Origin of the sequence: Pseudomonas fluorescens (genome assembly GCF_001307275.1) — a bacterium.
Lineage (GTDB): Bacteria > Pseudomonadota > Gammaproteobacteria > Pseudomonadales > Pseudomonadaceae > Aquipseudomonas > Aquipseudomonas fluorescens_AA.
Map to the genome: position 1 here is coordinate 245,659 of NZ_CP012831.1, position 15,968 is coordinate 261,626.

The 15,968-nt window shown below is 62.8% G+C and carries 13 protein-coding genes; 6 read left to right on the forward strand and 7 right to left on the reverse strand.

From position 1 onward, the window contains the following. Window positions 1-25: 25 nt before the first annotated feature. Window positions 26-1,111, reverse strand: a complete 1,086-nt coding sequence (locus AO356_RS01080) for a diguanylate cyclase (RefSeq protein ID WP_060738203.1) — start codon at window positions 1,109-1,111, stop codon at window positions 26-28. 266 nt (window positions 1,112-1,377) lie between these two features. Here AO356_RS01080 and AO356_RS01085 point away from each other — a divergent pair, with 266 nt between their 5' ends. From AO356_RS01085 to AO356_RS01110, 6 genes are all read left to right on the forward strand, one after another. Beyond that, window positions 1,378-2,307 carry an alpha/beta fold hydrolase gene (locus AO356_RS01085; RefSeq protein ID WP_060738204.1) on the forward strand — a complete coding sequence of 310 codons (930 nt, stop codon included), beginning with the start codon at window positions 1,378-1,380 and terminating at the stop codon, window positions 2,305-2,307. Window positions 2,308-2,457: 150 nt separating this feature from the next. Further along, window positions 2,458-3,957: a glycolate oxidase subunit GlcD gene (gene glcD / locus AO356_RS01090; RefSeq protein WP_060738205.1), complete on the forward strand. Its 1,500-nt coding sequence runs from the start codon at window positions 2,458-2,460 to the stop codon at window positions 3,955-3,957. Continuing rightward, window positions 3,957-5,015, forward strand: coding sequence for a glycolate oxidase subunit GlcE (glcE, locus tag AO356_RS01095; protein WP_060738206.1), 1,059 nt, complete (start codon window positions 3,957-3,959; stop codon window positions 5,013-5,015). The genes glcD and glcE overlap by 1 nt, the downstream gene beginning before the upstream one ends. 1 nt (window position 5,016) lies before the next feature. After that, the gene (gene glcF, locus AO356_RS01100) at window positions 5,017-6,237 is read left to right on the forward strand and encodes a glycolate oxidase subunit GlcF (RefSeq protein ID WP_060738207.1); all 1,221 of its coding nucleotides are present in this window, start codon (window positions 5,017-5,019) and stop codon (window positions 6,235-6,237) included. Between the two features lie 88 nt (window positions 6,238-6,325). Beyond that, window positions 6,326-7,702 (forward strand): VOC family protein, encoded by a 1,377-nt coding sequence (locus AO356_RS01105; RefSeq protein ID WP_060738208.1) that lies wholly within the window; start codon window positions 6,326-6,328, stop codon window positions 7,700-7,702. Between the two features lie 300 nt (window positions 7,703-8,002). After that, window positions 8,003-8,521 carry an Hcp family type VI secretion system effector gene (locus AO356_RS01110; protein WP_060738209.1) on the forward strand — a complete coding sequence of 173 codons (519 nt, stop codon included), beginning with the start codon at window positions 8,003-8,005 and terminating at the stop codon, window positions 8,519-8,521. A gap of 410 nt (window positions 8,522-8,931) precedes the next feature. On the opposite strand, the gene AO356_RS32770 is transcribed toward AO356_RS01110, so the two are convergent. From AO356_RS32770 to AO356_RS01135, 6 genes are all read right to left on the reverse strand, one after another. Further along, window positions 8,932-9,105: a hypothetical protein gene (locus AO356_RS32770; protein WP_177431725.1), complete on the reverse strand. Its 174-nt coding sequence runs from the start codon at window positions 9,103-9,105 to the stop codon at window positions 8,932-8,934. A 26-nt stretch (window positions 9,106-9,131) separates the two neighbouring features. Next, window positions 9,132-9,374 (reverse strand): hypothetical protein, encoded by a 243-nt coding sequence (locus AO356_RS01115; protein ID WP_060738210.1) that lies wholly within the window; start codon window positions 9,372-9,374, stop codon window positions 9,132-9,134. Between the two features lie 65 nt (window positions 9,375-9,439). Further along, window positions 9,440-10,510 carry a lipocalin-like domain-containing protein gene (locus AO356_RS01120; protein WP_060738211.1) on the reverse strand — a complete coding sequence of 357 codons (1,071 nt, stop codon included), beginning with the start codon at window positions 10,508-10,510 and terminating at the stop codon, window positions 9,440-9,442. Then, window positions 10,500-12,968 carry an ABC transporter permease gene (locus tag AO356_RS01125; protein ID WP_081015303.1) on the reverse strand — a complete coding sequence of 823 codons (2,469 nt, stop codon included), beginning with the start codon at window positions 12,966-12,968 and terminating at the stop codon, window positions 10,500-10,502. Before AO356_RS01125 ends, AO356_RS01120 begins: the two co-directional genes overlap by 11 nt. After that, window positions 12,968-13,636, reverse strand: coding sequence for an ABC transporter ATP-binding protein (locus tag AO356_RS01130; protein ID WP_060738213.1), 669 nt, complete (start codon window positions 13,634-13,636; stop codon window positions 12,968-12,970). Before AO356_RS01130 ends, AO356_RS01125 begins: the two co-directional genes overlap by 1 nt. A 292-nt stretch (window positions 13,637-13,928) precedes the next feature. Continuing rightward, on the reverse strand, window positions 13,929-15,626 hold the full coding sequence (locus AO356_RS01135) for a sulfatase-like hydrolase/transferase (RefSeq protein ID WP_060738214.1): 1,698 nt from the start codon (window positions 15,624-15,626) through the stop codon (window positions 13,929-13,931). Window positions 15,627-15,968 lie beyond the last annotated feature (342 nt).

The window sequence follows — 15,968 nt, forward strand, 5'->3', positions numbered from 1 at the left end:
AGGCTCCAGGCAGCAAGAGGCCATCTCAGACAGAAACGGTCGACGCTTCCAACACCGGTCGATGGCGGTGGCAAGTGACCCGGTTGCGCCCGCTGGTCTTGGCTTCGTACAGCGCCTGGTCTGCATCGTTGAGCCAGAGGGTCGCGTCGGCATAAGCCGGGTTGAAGACCGCGACGCCAATACTCAGGCTCACTTTCAGCGCCGGGTCCCGCTCGTAGCTGAGGGTCGCGAAGCGCTCACGCAAACCGTCCATGGCCTGCACCGCGTTGTGTTGGGTCAGGTCCGGCAGAATCACGCCAAACTCGTCGCCCCCATAACGCCCGACAACGTCGGCGGTACGCAGGTTCTGCCTGAGCAGCTTGCCGAGCTGACGCAGCACGATGTCGCCGGCCCCGTGGCCGTAGGTGTCATTGACGACCTTGAAATGGTCGATGTCGATCAATGCAATCGCGCCACGGGGCGTCCCGTCCGCAGGTTGGCGCACGCAACGCTGGAATTCCTCGTTGAGACGATCTTTCCAGGCGCCATGGTTCAGCAACCCGGTCAGGCTGTCGGTACGACTCAGGGCCAGCAATTCCCGTTTTTGCCGGCCCAGGGTGTAGGCCTGGCGAAAGCAGATCCAGCCCAGTGCCATCGGATACAGGCACAGCAGTGGCAGACACGCGTAGATCTGCGCCGGGCTGGTCATGGGCACGCTGCTCAGCGGGAAGATGACCGTGCCCACGGCGATGCCTGCCACCTGCGCCATCACCCCGACGAGCAGGAAACGCAGGCCACCGATGGCGACGTTGTTCATCGCCATCATCGCCAGCGTGACGGCCGTGGGCAGAGGGTTGAATTGCATCGCCGCGACCCAGAAGCCGCCAAGAAAGGCATCGATCAGCAGATTGCGGTGTTCGGCGTGATACGGCACCGCGCTGCGACGGGCCCACCAATAAGACAGGTGCGGCCAGAGCAGGCCGTTGAACAGCATGAAGCTCCAGACCCAGGGTGCCGGGTCGAGGGGATAAAGCGCGGCGCTGACCAGCAACAACCCCAGCGTCAGGCCCAGGGCGCGCGATACATAGAGCCTCCTGGCCAACGTCAGTCCCTTTTTTCCCGGTTTTTGCATGGACGCCTCTGCACCGCGGGTTCCCGAGTCATCGGGATAGGGTTGTCTGGAGTCTATCAGGGCGGCATCAAATAGCCACCACTGATGCAGGGGTATTTATTCACATTCAAATGCGAGACTCTGATGGGATTTTGGCTATACATGACAAGGAAATCCGTAAGCCTTCGAAAGGAGGCCCCTGAGTAACGATGTCCCGGATTTAAGCTTCACTTATTACCGACTGATCCGTTTGATTACATTCTGTCGCAGCCCATGGAGGGCAAAACATGCTGGTGTTGTGGGTAGTTCTTGCTGTACTTATCGCCTGGAGCTGGTTGACGTATCCCGGCATCGGCCATGTGATCTACGACATGAGCATGGCCTTGGAGGCACGCCTTTACCGGTTGCGCAAAATCACCGTGCCCATCAGCGAGATGACCGTGTCGACCTGGCAGGGCGGGCCTTATGAAGCGTCCGCCAGCATCTTGATGCTGCACGGCTACAGCGGCGACAAGAACCTCTGGTTGCGTGTCGCCCGGCATTTTGTCGGTGATTACCGGGTGGTGATCCCTGACCTCCCCGGCCATGGCGAAACCGGCTTCAAGGCCGGCGGCGGCTACGACATCCCGACCCAGGCCCGGCGAATCATCGAGTTGCTCGACGCCTGCGGCCTGGACAAGGTCCATGTGATCGGCAATTCCATGGGGGGCCATCTCGCCGCGTGGCTGGCGGCCACTTCGCCTGACCGCGTGCTGACCCTGGCGCTGCTCAATCCGGCCGGCGTCACCTCCCCCCAGCCCAGCGACATGGACCGCCAACTGGCCGCCGGTCGTAACCCGTCCCTGGTGCATTCGCAGGAGGAGTTCATGCCGTTCTATGCAATGACCATGGCCTCGCCGCCCTGGGTACCGGGCATGGTGATGGCGGCCGTGGCCGAGCGTTATGTACAACACCGCGAAGAACTGGCGGAGATCTACGCCGACTTTCGCGCCAGCCCGTCGATGGAGCCCCACCTGACCGACATTCGCGCCCCTTCGCTGTTGCTCTGGGGCCGCCAGGACCGGGTGATCGATGTCAGCAGCGTGCCGGTGTGGAGCAAGGGCATCGCGGACTTGCGTGTGGAAATCTGGGACGGGATCGGCCACCTGCCCATGATCGAGCAACCGGGGAAAACCGCTGCGCTGTACCGTGGCTTTCTCAAGGGTTTGGGCCAGTGACAGCGATGCGTAAAACAACATGAACCCAATGTGGGAGCGAGCTTGCTCGCGATAGCGGCGGCACATGCAACACTGATGCAAGCTGACCCACCGCCATCGCGAGCAAACTCGTTCCACAAGGATTCGTGGCGACTGAGGGGTATCGACTCCATGAACATCCTCTACGACGAACACCTCGACGGCCCTTTGCCGAAGGTGGACAAACAGACCCTGCTGCAAGCCTTCCAGGCACAGATTCCAGACCTGGACATCCTGCACCAGGAGCAAGACCTCAAGCCCTACGAGTGCGATGGCTTGTCGGCCTATCGCACCACGCCCCTGCTGGTGGTCTTGCCCAGGCGGGTCGAGCAGGTGCAGGCGCTGCTCAAGCTCTGCCATGAACAGAACGTCCCGGTGGTCGCCAGGGGCGCCGGGACCGGTCTGTCCGGCGGTGCCCTGCCCCTGGCCAGTGGCGTGTTGCTGGTGATGGCGCGGTTCAACCAGATCCTGCACATCGACCCCGACGCCCGTACCGCACGGCTTCAGCCGGGTGTGCGCAACCTGGCGATCTCCCAGGCAGCGGCGCCGTTCGGGCTGTATTACGCGCCGGACCCTTCGTCCCAGATCGCCTGTTCCATTGGTGGCAATGTCGCGGAAAATGCCGGCGGCGTGCACTGCCTCAAGTACGGTCTGACGGTGCACAACCTGTTGAAGCTGGAAATCCTCACCGTCGAAGGCGAACGCCTGACCCTGGGCAGCGAATCCCTGGATTCGCCGGGCCTGGACCTGCTGGCGCTGTTCACCGGCTCCGAAGGCTTGCTCGGGGTGATCACCGAAGTGACGGTCAAGCTGTTGCCCCGGCCCCAGGTCGCCAAGGTGCTGCTGGCCAGTTTCGATTCGGTGGACAAGGCCGGGCGGGCGGTGGCCGACATCATCGCCGCCGGCATCATTCCCGGCGGCCTGGAAATGATGGACAACCTGGCGATCCGCGCCGCCGAGGATTTCATCCACGCTGGCTATCCGGTGGACGCCGAAGCGATCCTGCTGTGCGAACTGGACGGGGTCGAGGCCGATGTCCATGACGACTGCGAACGGGTCCGTCAGGTGTTGGAGCAGGCCGGGGCCACCGAGGTGCGCCAGGCGCGGGACGAGGCCGAGCGGCTGCGGTTCTGGGCCGGGCGCAAGAACGCCTTCCCGGCGGTGGGGCGCCTGGCGCCGGATTATTACTGCATGGACGGCACCATCCCCCGACGCGCCCTGCCCGAGGTGCTGCAACGCATCGCCAGCCTGGGCGCCGAGTATGGCCTGCGGGTCGCCAATGTGTTTCATGCCGGCGACGGCAACATGCACCCACTGATCCTGTTCGATGCCAACCAGCCCGGCGAACTGGAGCGCGCCGAAACCCTGGGAGGGAAAATCCTCGAACTGTGTGTCCAGGTGGGCGGCAGCATCACCGGCGAGCACGGGGTTGGCCGGGAAAAGATCAATCAGATGTGCACGCAGTTCAACAGCGACGAACTGAACCTGTTCCACGCGGTAAAAGCGGCGTTCGATCCTCAGGGCCTGCTCAACCCCGGCAAGAACATCCCGACCCTGCAGCGCTGCGCCGAGTTCGGTGCCATGCACATCCATGGCGGGCAGTTGCCGTTTCCCGAACTGGAGCGTTTCTGATGAGCCGCGAAGCCGACCAGGACGCCAGCGACCTGTTGCTCGAACAGGTCAGTCGCGCACGGGCCAACGCCACGCCGTTGCGCATCCAGGGTTCGAACAGCAAGGCGTTCCTGGGGCGGGAAGTGGCCGGCGAAGTACTGGACACCCGCGTGCACCGTGGCATCGTCCATTACGACCCCACCGAGCTGGTCATCACGGCGCGGGCCGGCACCCCGCTGCGGGAACTGCTCGCTGCCCTGGAGGCCGCCGGGCAACGCCTGCCCTGCGAACCGCCGGCGTTCGGCGACGACGCCACGGTCGGCGGCATGGTCGCCGCCGGGCTGTCGGGACCGCGTCGCCCCTGGGCGGGTTCGGTGCGCGACTTCGTCCTGGGTACGCGCCTGATCAGCGGCCACGGCACCGTGCTGCGTTTCGGCGGCGAGGTGATGAAGAATGTCGCCGGCTATGATCTCTCGCGCCTGCTGGCCGGCAGTTTCGGTTGCCTGGGGGTGATCACCGAAGTGTCCTTGAAGGTCCTGCCCAAGCCCCGTCACAGCCTGAGCATCCGCCTGGAACTGGGCAGCGCCGAAGCCTTGGAGACACTCGCCGAATGGGGCCGCCAGCCCCTGCCCATCAGCGCCGCCAGCCATGACGGCGACTGCCTGCACCTGCGCCTGGAGGGGGGCGAAGGCTCGGTCAGCGCCGCTCATCAACGTTTTGGTGGCGAGGTGATCGACGATCGATACTGGACGGCACTGAATGAACATCGGTTGGCATTTTTCGACGAAGGCTTGCCGCTGTGGCGCCTGTCATTGCCCAACCACACCGGCCCCCTCACCCTGCCCGGCGCTCAACTGATCGATTGGGGTGGCGCGCAACGCTGGTTGAAAACCGAGACCGGCACGGTGCAAGCCCTGGCCCATGAAGTGGGCGGCCATGCCACCTGCTATCGCCAGGGTGCCAGCGACACACCGTTCCAGCCACTGGCCCCGGCGCTGCTACGTTATCACCGGCAACTCAAGGCCCAGCTCGACCCCCTGGGACTGTTCAACCCTGGTCGAATGTACCCGGAGCTCTAGCATGCAGACTCGGTTCAGTGAGGAAAGCAAAAACCTGCCCCGGGCCGAAGAAGCCGAACGGATCCTGCGCAGTTGCGTGCATTGCGGCTTCTGCAATGCCACCTGCCCCACCTACCAATTGCTCGGCGATGAACTGGACGGCCCACGAGGCCGGATCTACCTGATCAAGCAAGTGCTCGAAGGCCAGCCGGCGACAGCCAGCACCCAGTTGCACCTGGATCGCTGCCTGTCGTGTCGTAACTGCGAGACCACCTGCCCGTCCGGCGTGGACTACCACAACCTGCTGGATATCGGCCGGGCGGTGGTCGACCACGCCGTACCGCGCCCCGCCGGCCAACGCGCACTGCGCCTGGGGTTGCGCAGCCTGGCCGTCAGTCCCGAACGGTTCAAGGCCCTGCTGCGCCTTGGGGCGGTCTTCCGTCCGTTGCTGCCGACGAACCTGAGCGCCAAGTTGCCCCACCCCGCCCCCTCCCACAGCGATCGCCCACCACTGCGCCATGGGCGAAGGGTGTTGATGCTCGAAGGCTGCGTGCAACCGGGCCTGTCGCCCAACACCAACATCTCGGCAGCGCGAGTGCTGGATCGACTCGGCATCAGCGTGATCCCTTGTGCGCAGGCCGGCTGCTGCGGTGCGCTGGATTATCACCTCGATGCCCAGGCCACCGGACTGGACCGCGCCCGACAGAACATCGACGCCTGGTGGCCGCACCTGGAGCACGGCGCCGAAGCCATCGTCCAGACCGCCAGCGGTTGCGGCGCCTTCATCAAGGACTACGGGCACCTGCTGGAACATGACCCTGCCTATGCCGCCAAGGCCAAGCAGGTAAGCGAACGAGCGCTGGACCTGGTGCAAGTGCTCGGCAACGAGCCGCTGGAACAGATCTGCGCGGCCAGGAACCAGCGCATCGCCGTCCATTGCCCATGCACCTTGCAGCATGCGCAGAAACTCGGCGGCAGCATCGAAGCACTGTTGACGCGGCTGGGTTTCAACCTCACCGAGGTGCCCGACGGCCATTTGTGTTGCGGTTCGGCCGGCACCTATTCGCTGACCCAGCCGGCCTTGGCGCGGCAGTTGCGCGACAACCGCCTCAATGCCCTGGAAAGCGGTCAGCCGGAGATGATTGTCACGGCCAACGTCGGCTGCCAGAACCACCTCGACGGCGCCGGTCGCACGCCCGTGCGGCACTGGATCGAGCTGGTGGATCAGTCCCTGGCAGAATGAAGTCCTGAAGATTCTTCGTTTGCCGGGGCCGGCGAAGGCTGCGATCTTTCGTTCAACTTTCCCACAGCCCTCGCCAGGAATTCTCACGATGAGCTTCGTCAGCCCCGACCTGATCCGCCAACGCTTCTCCAGAGCGATGTCCGACATGTACCGCGACGAGGTGCCGTTGTATGGCGCCCTGATGAAGCTGGTGGAACACACCAACGCCCAGGTGCTGAGCGAACAGCCGCAACTGGCGGAACACCTGCGCAGCACCGGCGAACTCGAGCGCCTGGACTTGGAACGCCACGGCGCGATTCGCGTCGGCACCGCCGCCGAACTGGCGACCCTGGGGCGACTGTTCGCGGTCATGGGCATGCAGCCGGTGGGCTACTACGACCTCACGCCGGCCGGGGTGCCAGTGCATTCCACAGCGTTTCGCGCCGTGCATGAAAGCGCGTTGCAGGTGAGCCCGTTCCGAGTGTTTACCTCGCTGCTGCGATTGGAACTGATCGAGAATTCCGAGCTGCGGGCCTTTGCCGAGTCGGTGTTGGCCAAACGGCAGATCTTCACCCCAGGGGCCCTGGCGCTCATTGACCTGGCCGAGCGCCAGGGTGGCCTGACGCAAGCCCAGGCCGAGGACTTCGTCCTGCAGGCCCTGGAAACCTTCCGCTGGCACCACAGCGCCACCGTCACCGCCGAACAGTACCGGCAACTGAGCGCCCAGCATCGCCTGATCGCCGACGTGGTGGCGTTCAAGGGCCCGCACATCAATCACCTGACGCCGCGCACCCTGGACATCGACATCGTCCAGGCGCGGATGCCCGTGCATGGCATTACTCCCAAGGCCGTGATCGAAGGTCCACCCCGTCGCCAATGCCCGATCCTGCTGCGCCAGACCAGTTTCAAGGCACTCGACGAACCCGTCGCCTTCACCGACCAGCCACAGGCCCAAGGCAGCCACAGCGCCCGCTTCGGCGAAATCGAACAACGCGGCGCCGCGCTCACGCCCAAGGGCCGCGCGCTCTACGACCAATTGCTGAACGCCGCACGCGATGCGCTGGGGGCGTTTCCCAACGAAGCCAACGCCGAACGCTACAACGCGTTGATGACCGAACACTTTGTCGCATTCCCGGACAACCACGATGAGTTGCGCCAACAGGCATTGGCGTATTTCCGCTACTTCCCGACGCCCAAGGGCCTCGCCGCCAAGGGCACCCTCGAACCAGCAGCGTCCCTGGAACACTTGCTCGAACAGCAATACCTGCGCGCCGAGCCCTTGGTGTACGAAGACTTCCTGCCGGTCAGCGCCGCCGGCATCTTCCAGTCGAACCTCGGCGATGCCGCCCAGAGCCATTACGCCGGGCAGTCCAATCGCCAGGCTTTCGAAGCGGCGCTGGGGCGAGCGACCATCGATGAGCTGGGGCTGTACGCCCAGACGCAACAGCGCTCCATTGATGAGTGCAGGGCTGCGTTGGGCGTGTAGGAACAGGCCGAAGGATAAAACGGCAATAAGTTGCCTGACCGGCGCGCAACACGGCGCGCCGTCCTCGGTGATTCTGCCCGGCTAGAGCGCCGCCCGGATGGGTCGCGAATATCTGCAATGCACCGGGCAAGCGTTTGTACGCTTTGTTGCCCGACTGAAGGGAATAGCCGCCTTTACTCAGATCAAGCCATTGATATTTATAGTTTTTTATAATCTGGCATAGCGTTTGATAACCGTCAGGCCACCTAGGGGCGATTCCCGTCCCGGGACCTTATCGTTATCCAGGAAGGAGAGCATTCCTTGGCTATCCCCGCGTACATGTCCGTTACAGGCACCAAACAAGGTCTGATCACTGCCGGTGCGTTTACCGCCGACTCAGTGGGCAACACCTACCAAGAGGGTCACGAAGACCAGGTCATGGTGCAGGCTTTCGAGCACCAGGTGACCATCCCTCGCGATCCCCAGTCCGGTCAGCCAACCGGCCAGCGCATACACAAACCGCTGATCATCACCAAGGTATTCGACAAGGCTTCGCCGCTGATGCTGGCTGCCCTGACAAGCGGCGAACGCCTGACCGAAGTCAAGATCCAGTGGTACCGCACTTCGGCCGCCGGCACCCAGGAGCACTACTACACCACTACGTTGGAGGACGCGATCATCGTCGATATCAAGGACTACATGCCCAACTGCCAGGATCCGGAGAACACCCACTTCACCCATCTGGAAGACGTGTACTTCACGTATCGCAAGATCACTTGGACCCATGAAGTCAGCGGCACCTCGGGTTCCGATGACTGGCGTGTACCGGCCGCCGGTTGAAATCGCAGGCAGCCGTTCACCCATCGACCAACGCAGTGGGTCAATGTGCACTCTGATAATTGACAGTTATTGATTCAGGACGGTGTTCGCCCAGTGCGACGGCCTCGGCAATCCATGCACTGGTAAAGAGCCTGACACTGGGCGAACAGGCACAATAATAATGGAACTTTCAGAATAAGTCCGCGAGGCTGTTTAAATAATTGTTTATCTTTGTTGTAGCTGTGCACGACTGATCATGACTCATATGTTCGTACAGTTACATTCGTGGACCGGAACCCGGACCTGTGGTGAGGGAGGATTCCTTCGCTAGCGGTGCAAACAGTTATACAAAACATGGACAAGTACAGAAAGTTACCCAAACAAGAAAATTAAACAGTCATTAAAAAACTCTTTTTAATACCAGCCGGACTTCAGCCACGCCGTCCGGTTTTTTGCGCATCGGTGTCCCCTGTTTCAGGGTCACCCTGTTGCTGTTTGCGCTTGGCCGGATCATTGGGGCGCAAGGCATCGTTATCGCGTTCCACTTCGCCGGGCAATGCCGGTGCGTCCGGGTTGGATGGGGTTCGATCGGGGTTGTGCTTCATGGCGAACTCCTTGGATCTTTCGGGATTCAGGCATCGGGGTCGGCGACTTCTTCAGCGACATTGGCATCCGGCGAGCGCCGGTGCAGTTGCTCGGCCTGGGTCTTCAAATCCTGCCAGCGCGCCAGGTCGATGGTGCCCCGGCCGAACAGGTCATTGGCCACCCGCATCAGCTCGGTGAAGTGGGCATCGGGGGACTGCTGCCAATAGGCCTTGTCGTCGAACAACTGCTGCCAGTCGGCCAGCGACGGAAGTTTGAGGTCATCGCTCATGGCGGGCTCCTGCGAGACATTCATCAATTATGAGGGTCGACGTTCGCAGGGAGTTCCGACGATTCTCAGTAGCCGGTCATTTCCAGGTAACCCGTGCCGCCCTGGTTGCCACTGAGTCGTACCGGGCCTTCCCAATAGGGAATGCGCAGGTCCATCCAGGCCTTGGGGTTGAGTGCCTGAAGGGTCACGTCGAGTTGTTTGCCGGGGATCTTGATGGCCCAGCGTACCGGCATCGAGCGTCCCGCAACCTGGGTGGTGTCCAGAGGCACGAGACTGATATCTGCGGCATGCAGGGTTTGCTTCCGGCCCTGGGCATCGATCCAGGTGCCTGTGAGGTAAGGCGCGCCGTCCTTGTGGCGCATGCGATAGAGCATCAGGTGCTCGCCATTGTCCAGGTGCAGGGAGAACCAGTCCCAGCCGGTCTGGTTGGCGGTCAGGGGCTGGCTGCTCCATTCGCGGTCGAGCCAGGCCGGGCCGCTGACCGTGTAACGCTGACCGTCGATTTCCAATTCACCGCTGGCCTGGAAAAACGGCTGGCTGTAGTAGTACGACGCCTGCCCCTGTGCGGATTTCTGGCTGAAACCTTGATCGCCCTGCAACACCAACGGGCGGCTCGACGTCAGCCGCAACGCATAGCTGAAGCGTCGGTCGCGCGCCTTCAATTGCATGTCCGCCAACGGCTCGGCCGCAGCAGCCTGGCTGGTGAATTGCCAGTCGTCGATCCAGGCCTCGAAAGGCACCGCCTGCACCCCGGCCTGCCCCACTCCGCCTCGGGCATAACGCTCGGCGGCATGGTGCACGGTGGCGGAAGTGACCGCCGCGTGGCCGAGCCAGATCGTCTGGTTGCGCCAGCCGCTGGCCTGGGGCGCGGCATCCAAGGCGCTGCGAAACAGCGTCCATTGCACGCCGAATTCCCGGCCCTGGGCGTCCTTGAGATTGGCGGTGACGTACCACCACTCGATACGGAAACCGTCATGAATGCCGTGGTCGGCCGGAAAACTGAACGCCCGCCCAGGCACGACAGGCGTGAACGCGACAGCCTGGTCGCCGAGGCCGGCAAAGCCCTTTTGTGGCGGCGCTGAATCATCACAACCGCTGAGCAACGCCAGCAGCAACACGCCAATTTTAATCTTCATGGGCAAAGGTCCTCAGCAAATCCGCCGGCTGCGTGCGGTACAACGCATACAGCGGCCAGGCCGATGCCAGGAGCGTGGCGAGCATCGCCAGGGCCAGCAACTGCACCAATTGCAACGGGAACACCCGCAACGGCAGGCGCCAGCCGAAGGCCTGCACATTGATCACCGCGTCCAGGCACCAGGCCAGGGCAATGCCCAGCGGCAAGGCCAGGACCAGGGTCAGCAGCGCCAGCAACCAGGTCTGGCCGAGGTTGAGCAACATCAATTGCCGACGCGTCACCCCCAGCGCCCACAGCGGCGCCAACTGGCCGAGACGACTCTGGCTCTGGGTCAGCAGGCTGATGAACAACGCCACCCCCGCCACCGCCAGGGTCAGGCTGTTAAGGGCGGCGGTGGCGGCGAAAGTGCGCTCGAACACCTGGCTCGACCAGCCCTTGAGCCGGGCCTGGTCGACGATGCGGCTGTCGTCCAGGCTGAACCGGCCCTGCAACGCGGTCAGTAGCGCCGGGATCGCGGGCGGTTCGATGCGCAGGTTGAAACGGTTCGGCGTCAGCTGCGGCCAGTGCGCCAGCAAGTGATCGGCATTGACCAGCACGTGGCCCTTGGGATTGCCGTAGTCGGCGTAGATACCGACGATGCGCAGTGCCCAGGGTCCCTGTGGCGTCGGCAGGGTCAACTGATCGCCGATCCTCACCTTGAGGCGCCGGGCCAGTTGTTCGCTGAGCATCAGGGTGTCGGCGGCGGCCAGTTGCTCCCACGGCTTGTCGCCGGCCGATTCCAGTAGCGGCCAATGCTGGCGATAGTGCGGGTGATCGATGATGCCATGGATGTCCGTCGGCCAGCCCTGCAACGGGATCGAGACTTGCCAGAGGGGAACAACAGCCGTGATCGCCGGTTGCTGCTTGAGCCAGGCGTGCAACTCCACCGCCTGGGCCGGGGTTTGCGGGTTGATGTACAACTCGGCGGTCAGCCGTTGTTCGAGCCAGTTACTGAAGGTCTGGCGGAAACCGGCGGTCATGCTGCCGGCACCGATATTCGCCGCCAAGGCCAACAGCAAAGCCATCAGCGCCAGGCTCAGCGTCGGCAATTGCTGGCGGCAATCGGCGAGAAACCATTGCCCGAGCACCGAGCGGATGCGGCGCAATAGCTGCTTCAGCGCACTGCTGAGCAACACCGGCAAGGCCAGCGCCGCACCCAGCAACAAGGCAGTCATCAGGACAAAACCGCTGGCCAGGCTGTCGCCCCAGACCAACGCCGAGGCGGCAATCAACCCCGCCCCTGTCGCCACCCAACCCTGGCGTCGCAGCCAGCGCCCATGGGCCTGATGCCAGGCCTGGGGATTGGCCAGCGCCAGCAAGGGCAAACGCGCCGCCCGCAACAGGCTGTCGGCCCCGGCCAGCAACGCACCGAGCAAGCTCAGGCCGACACCGCTGAGCCACCACCCCAGGCTGAGGTTCAAATGCCCGGCCACTTCGGCGCCGTACAAACCCCGCAGGCTCGCCGCGACATCCGGCAACAACAGGCCTGCCAGCCAGTAGCCGCTGAGTACCCCGGCGATCCCGCCCAGCAAGGCCAGCACACCCAGCTCAATCGCCAGGCTGGTGAGCAGCACCCGCACACTGACGCCACAGGCCCGCAGCGTTCGCAGCAGGCTGCGACGCTGTTCGAGGGCCAGGCCGATGGCGGCGTGAACGATGAACAGCCCCACCACGAACGATAAAAACCCCAAGGCGTCGAGGTTCAGGTGAAAACTTTCGGTCAGGCGCGACAGGTTGTTTTCTTCATCGGCACGCGTCAATTGCAGCCGATCACGGAAGGCCTCCGGCAACGCGGCGTTGAATGTGGCGGGCAACAACAGCCGAGACAGCTGGTCCGGCAACCCGAGTACGGCTTGGGCAAAACCGATGTCCATCAACAGCACGCCCGGCGCCATGTCCACTTGGACATGCAGCGGCGGCAGCGGTTGCCCATCGACGGTACGAGGCCGGTCGCCCTCGCCCAGCCCCAAGGCCTGCAAGGTTTGCGGGGCGACCCAAGTGCGACCGGGGTCGGTAAAAAACTCGACCACCTCGCTCATGTCCCGCGCCTGCCCCGCCAGGGCCGCGCCGGGTGGCAGCGACACCGGGTCGATGCCCATCAGTTGCAGGCGCTGATCCTCGTGCCTCTCGAGCAGCACCCGGGCCTGCAACACCGGCGACACCGGCCAGCCCTGGCGCCGCAAATCGATAAACCATTGCTGAGGGAACGTGCCGCCACCGGGGGCATTGAGGCTGGCCTGGGGTTCGCCGCCGATCAATTGGCTGGCCCGGGCGTAGCTGTCCCGGGCCTGACTGTTCAGCGCTTGCACGCCGGTGAGCAGGCTGGTGGCGAGCCAAAGGCCGGTCAGCACGCTGAAGAATTGCACCGGGTGTTGGCGCCAATGGCTGAGCAGGGCCTTGAGGGTCTGGCGAAAAATCATCACCCCTGGGCCACCTGCGCCAACCGTCCGCCGTGCAACACCACGCGTTGGGCCAGGCGAGCCGCCACCCGTGGACTGTGGGTCACCATGAGCAGACTGGTGGGGCTGCCCTCCAGCAGTTCCAGCAACAGTTGCAGCACTTCGTCGCTGGTGGCTTCGTCGAGGCTGCCGGTGGGTTCGTCGGCCAGCAACAGGGGCGGCCGCGAGGCCAGCGCCCGCCCCAGCGCCACCCGTTGCTGCTGGCCGCCGGAAAGCTGTTCAGGGTAACGCCGCAGCAACGCTGCAAGCCCGAGCCGCTGCACCAGATGGGCTTGCCAGGCCGCGTCATGGCGGCCGCACAGGCGCGCCTGGAACGCCAGGTTGTCTTCCACCGACAAGCTGCTGATGAGGTTGAACTGCTGGAACACCAGGCCGATTTCCGTGCGTCGCCAGTTCGCCAACTGGCTTTCGCTCATGCCGTCGAGCCGATATTCACCACTGCGGATACTGCCGCGATCCACCTTGTCCAGCCCGGCGACCAGGTGCAGCAAGGTGCTCTTGCCACTGCCGGACTCCCCCATCAGTGCCAGGCTGCTGCCGGGCATCAGGGTCAGGTCGACGCCCTGCAGCACCGGCAACGGGCCTTGGGGCGTGGGGTAGCTTTTATAGACATCGCGGACTTCAAGCATGAACAGGCTCGATGAATGAACGTGAGGCTCAGGATAGCGGAATTAGCCGCAATGCCGGCCCAGGCGAGAGCTCGCGAAGGCGGTGTATCAGCTGGCGGTGATGTGGATGGGCAGGCCTCATCGCGAGCGAGCTCGCTCCCACAGGGCTCTGCGGCGTATGTGCATTTTGTGGCTGCCGAAAATCCATGTGGGAGCGAGCTTGCTCGCGAAGGCGGCGTCATAGTCGATGAAGATGTTGGATGTGCCGGCCTCATACGAGCAAGCCCACTCCCAAAGAGCTCAGCGTATAGAGTCAATGCCCCACTGCCATTTCAACCTGGCCGGAATGCGGTGTCACGATGTTGTCCAGGTCGATATGTTTCCACGCCGGTTTCGCCCCCAGCCGCGCGTTGAAGCGGTAGTTGAAGGTGAAGTCGTCATCGGTCGGCTGGTTCAGGGATTTTCCATAGGCCGACTCAACCCCGACCGGGTCGTAACCCATCAACTGCAACAACGTCGGGAAGATGTTGTAGTGGCTGGAGCGGTCCTTGTTCCGGGCCCAGGTATTGCGCCAATCGAGGGTCTGCAATGAGCTGCCCTGGATCACCACCAACGGCACCAAGCCTTCTTCGGCCACCGGGTCGCCGCCGCAATGGGTGTTAAGCCCGGGATTGCCGCGCTCGTGCAGATCCTGGCCGTGGTCGGAGGTGTAGATCAACACCGCATGGCTCAAATCGGCCTGCTGGAAGATTCGCTTGAAGAACTCGCCGACATTCCACAACAAGGTGTTCTGGTAGGCGTTGCGGTACAGCAGCCAGTCATCTTGCTGGCCATTGAAACCGTCGCGCCTGCCGGTGTCGGCCACTTCCTGGAACTGCCCGCGCGGCAAGGCCGGACGGTAGTTCATGAAGTCGTCGGGGTATTTGTCGTGCACTGGAAAATGCGCCCCCACCTTGTTGATCACCACCAGTTCGGCCTGGTGGTCGCCCAACAGCTCGATCAACTTCGCCGCCGCCGCCATGTCGCGGTCACGCACGCTGGCCTGGTCGAACTGGACGAATTCGTCGATGTCCTGTTTTTCCAGGTCGGTCATCAGGTTCTGCAGATTGCCGCCAGTGCGCTGGGCGTCGATGTAGACGGTGCGCAAGCCGGCCTTCTTGGCGTACTGCCAGATCGACGGCCGGGTGCTGTTGATGCGCATGTAGTCAGCGCGAGTACCGCCGTAGCGCAAGGTGACATTGGTGTCGGCGCTGCAATTGGCGATGGAAGCCGCGTAGCCGAAATTGAAAATATCCACGCCCTCGGGCGGTGTCTTCAGGCCGCTGTGCACGCCAGACGGCGTGTTGATATCAAGGTAATTGCCGCCAATGCTTTCATCGATGATCAGCACGATGTCCTGCTCGATCAAAGACGATCGCCGCGCCAGGATGACCGGTTCCCGGGGGCCGATGGTGTTGTGCAAGGACTCGTAGGCGAAGAGATTCAAATAGGCCAACGGCGTGTACATCACCGGCAGGCCGCGCGCGCCCTCGCCCGCCCGAACGAACAGCACGCCACTGAGCAACACCACGCCCAGTACGGGCGCGAGTACCGGCAGATAACCGGGCACTCGCAGCGCCCGACGCGGCTTGAGAGCGATGCCGAACAACAGCAACAAGCCGCCGATCGCCGCGTTGATGATCACCTGGCGATACTGATAGGCCGCTTCCTGGATGAACCCTCCCGAGTACACCAGCGAGACGAACTGGCTGTAGGTCAGGTAACTGTCCGTGACCTGGGTGTACACCTCGAAAAAAACCGCTGAAACGAACAACGCCAAGGCAAACACATGCCTGACCATCGTCTGGCGTATGTAGGCGCACATCCACAGCGCCACCACCAACAGCACGAACATGGCGCCGAACAGCAAGGTGGCCAAGCCCAGGCCCAACGCATCGAGACGGTCGAGGTAATAGGCGTACCCCTTGAGCAGGTACAAAAACAGCAGCAATTCCTTGAGGTAGCGGGCCATGTTTTCCTCGACCGGATCGCGGTGTCGAAAGCACTTCGTTCCTGCACGTTAGCAGCCGATTTTCAAAGCGCAAGAAACGCCCCACCCCAACCACGCGTCAAAAAAAAGTTACCCCAAAAACGACACGAAAATAGGTAACAAAATATAAAAATCTATGGATAACGACCGTTTATCGCTTTGTTAAATGCCAACCATCCCCAGTAAAACAGCCACTTTGCTAGATCAGTCAATGACTTGATATCAAAAGGCCCGATTTCACTTGAATTGCCAACACTGACAACTGTCATTTTGCTGACACGCTTTTCTGAAGCTGCGCTATACCCCTCTAAACAGTTTCATCCG